Annotated in this window: 3 protein-coding genes; all 3 read left to right on the top strand. The window is 39.7% G+C overall.

Annotation, left to right across the window (positions count from 1 at the left end):
* On the top strand, positions 1-739 hold a 739-nt coding region (locus EO115_RS08275; protein ID WP_206168440.1), incomplete at its 5' end, for a restriction endonuclease subunit S.
* A 127-nt stretch (positions 740-866) separates the two neighbouring features.
* Positions 867-2,468, top strand: coding sequence for a type I restriction-modification system subunit M (locus tag EO115_RS08270; protein ID WP_126938472.1), 1,602 nt, complete (start codon positions 867-869; stop codon positions 2,466-2,468).
* Positions 2,469-2,716: 248 nt separating this feature from the next.
* Positions 2,717-3,544 carry an Rpn family recombination-promoting nuclease/putative transposase gene (locus EO115_RS08265; protein WP_164724095.1) on the top strand — a complete coding sequence of 276 codons (828 nt, stop codon included), beginning with the start codon at positions 2,717-2,719 and terminating at the stop codon, positions 3,542-3,544.
* The last annotated feature ends 172 nt before the right edge of the window (positions 3,545-3,716 follow it).

Genomic DNA, 3,716 nt, shown 5'->3' with positions numbered 1-3,716 from the left:
AAATATGGAAGAGCAATTAGCTATAACAAAAATATTAGAAGACTTCGACAACCTCATCACCCTTCATCAGCGTAAGTTAGAAAACTTAAAACTGAAGAAAAAAGCATTACTTCAAAAATTATTTCCGAAAAATGGAGAGCAATTTCCAGAACTTCGTTTTCCGGGATTTACGGATGCTTGGGAACAGCGTAAGTTGGGAGAAGTAGCTGAGATAGTTAGGGGTGCATCACCAAGACCAATTGCTGATCTGAAATGGTTTGACAATAAATCCGATATTGGATGGTTAAGAATCTCTGATGTTACATCTCAAGATGGACGAATTAAAAGTCTTGAACAAAGGATATCGAAGCTAGGTCAAGAAAAAACGAGAGTTTTAATGACTCCACATTTGCTATTGAGTATTGCAGCAACAGTTGGAAAGCCGGTTATTAACTATGTTCCAACAGGTGTACATGATGGATTTTTAATATTTATGAATCCAAAGTTTAATATTATTTATGCATTCTGGTGGTTAGAAATGTTTAGAGAAAAATGGAATAGATATGGACAACCAGGAAGCCAAGTCAATTTAAACTCAGAATTAGTTAAAAATCAAGAAATATCGTTGCCAAGTGACGAAGAGCAAATAGCAATAAGTTCTTTTTTTGAAAACTTTGACAACCTCATCACCCTTCATCAGCGTAAGCTAGAACACTTACAATTACAGAAGAAGGCTCTTCTTCAACAGATGTTTGTCTAGTATAAGAGGGTAGGCAGTGTATACTTTCAGCGAGTAAGGCAGTCTGCTTACTTTCAAATACTTTCATAAAACAAAATACATAACATACAAACACAGATACAAGAGAGATATGACAAAGGAGATTTTTATGGCAAATGTAAAAGCGCAAACGATTTCTAGCCAATTATGGGCGATTGCCAACGATTTACGTGGCACAATGGACGCAAGTTCTTTCAAAGATTATATTCTTCCCTTCTTATTCTATAAATATTTGTCCACCCATCAAGAGGAATACTTGGTGGACAGTGGTTTGGTAGATCCTTCTGAAGGTAAATCTGTGAACGAACTATATAAGGAAATTGTGGCGCAAGAGGGCTTGGAAGATTGCCTGATGGATATTGCGAGTTCTTTGGGATATGCTATTAATCCAGAAGATACTTGGGTGTCCTTAACGGAAAGCATTCATAATGGCACGGTCGTCCCTGGGGATTACCAACGCATCTTTGAAAACTTTAATGCCAATGCGGAAATCAATCAAGAGGCATCCGCAGATTTCAGAGGTATTTTTAACTACATCAACTTAGGCGATTCTGGCTTGGGATCTACGACGGCAGGCCGTACGAAAACGCTCAATGCGGTGGTGTCCAAAATAGATGAAATCGAGTACAAGGATGAAAGTGGTAAAGATATTCTAGGTGAAATTTATGAATATTTAATCGGCAAGTTCGCAGCCAATGCAGGCAAAAAAGGTGGCGAGTTCTATACGCCTCATGAGGTCAGTATCATTTTGGCAAAATTGGTAACAGCGAATTTGGAGAACCGAGAAGATACTTTCACGGTCTATGACCCGACTATGGGGTCTGGTTCCTTGCTGCTCACGGTGCGCAACGAGATTCCTGATGGTTCCCGTCAAGGGGCGGTGAGCTTTTACGGGCAAGAGCTGAACACGGTGACGTACAATTTGGCGCGCATGAATCTCATGATGCACGGCGTGACCTACAATAACATGAACTTGCACAATGCGGACACCCTTGAAAGTGATTGGCCAGATGGGGTGGACCACGATGGCATCGACCGTCCACGATCCTTTGATGCGGTGGTGGCGAACCCTCCGTATTCTGCGAAATGGGACAATAATGAAAGTAAATTGAAAGACCCTCGGTTCAGCGATTATGGTAAGTTGGCGCCAGCGTCCAAAGCAGATTATGCTTTCATCTTGCACAGCTTGTACCATTTAAACACAGAAGGAACGATGGCCATCGTATTGCCACATGGGGTGTTATTCCGTGGCGCGGCAGAAGGTAAAATCCGAGAGACCCTCATCGAGAAAAATTACTTGGATGCAGTCATTGGATTACCAGCGAACTTGTTCTATGGCACGAGCATTCCTACCACGATTTTAGTGTTCAAAAAGAACCGCACGAACCGTGATGTGTTGTTTATCGATGCAAGCAACGAGTTTGAAAAAGGGAAAAATCAAAACAACTTGAGCGAAGAAAATATTGCTAAGATTATTGACACCTACCGGAACCGTGTGGACGTAGAGAAATATGCGCATGTAGCGAGCCTAGAGGAAATCAAGGAGAACGATTATAACTTGAATATCCCTCGTTACGTGGATACTTTTGAAGAAGAGGAAGAACTGGATCTTGATGAAATCAATCGCATGATTGAGCAAGATAATCGTGACATTGCAGCGTTGGAAAAAGAAATTGCAGAACAGTTGGCGCTGTTGGGAGTAAAACTGTAAGGAGTTTTCTGACATAGGTAGATACTAGAGAAACGATGCGACTAGTGGGGGATAGTCGCATCGTTTTTGTGTTGCGGTCTTATGTTTTTATGAAGTTAATATTTCACTGTTAAGCGTGTGTAATACTGGTAGGAAATTTTAAAGGGTAAATTGTTCTTAAATAGAAGTGTAACGTTAGATGGTAAAGGTGTATCTACCTAGAGTCTAATTGTGGTATAATTTTGGTAAGAATGAAAGTGAGGCATTGTATGCGTATTAAATCATTCGATGAACTGACCATTCAGGACAATTTTATCTTTCAAAAGGTCATGTTAAAGAAACCGATTTGTAAGGCTGTGTTGGAGCGTTTATTGGACATTTCTATTAAGGATATCGTTTACATCCAGGAGGAGAAAACTCTGGATGTGAGTTTGGAAACGAAAAGTATCCGCTTAGATGTGTATGTGAATGATGATAAGGGAACTGTGTTCAATATCGAAATGCAAACTAGCAAAGATATGGAAGAGCTGGTGAAGCGCACACGTTTTTACCAAAGTATTTTGGATATGTATCACTTGCAAAAAGGTCAGAAGTATATGAGCTTAAATGATTCGTATATTATTTTTATTTGCACGTTCCCTGTTTTCAGTGGTAATCGGCATAAGTATACTTTTAAAAATATTTGTATGGAAGAACATGATATCCTTTTAAATGATGGGGCGACGAAGTTGTTTTTAAGTACGAAAGGTACCAAGGATGACATTTCAAAACCGTTACAACGGTTCCTAGATTATGTGGATGGTCAAACTGCATCAGATGAGTTACTACGAGATATTGAAAGTGCCGTAGATGAGGCAAAACATTGTGAGGCTTGGAGGGAGGAATATTCAATGCTATCAATGGATCATTATACATATTGGAAAGAAGGCGTGGCCGAGGGTCGTGCCGAAGGACGGGCAGAAGGTCTAGCCGAAGGTAAAGCTGAAGTTGTGGTTCAGATGTTACGTAAGCAATTATCCTTGGAAATGATTGCTGAAGTTACCAAGTTTACTGTAGAAGAAGTCACTGCCATTGCGAAAGAACATTCATTAATGTAATTTAGTTTTATATTGCTTTGGGGTAAATATTATGAGAAAAGAAAGTTGATTGTAAGGTGTCGGCTTTCTTTTTTTTACTGCTTCTCTACATATACTTGGGAACAGCGTAAGTTGGGAGAATTATTTGACCGATATGAAAGTAGAGTTGAAACTCCACATGATGGATATTGGA

The organism is Veillonella sp. CHU740 (assembly GCF_003992055.1).
Lineage (GTDB): Bacteria > Bacillota > Negativicutes > Veillonellales > Veillonellaceae > F0422.
This window is presented reverse-complemented; position numbering and strand designations above follow the sequence as displayed.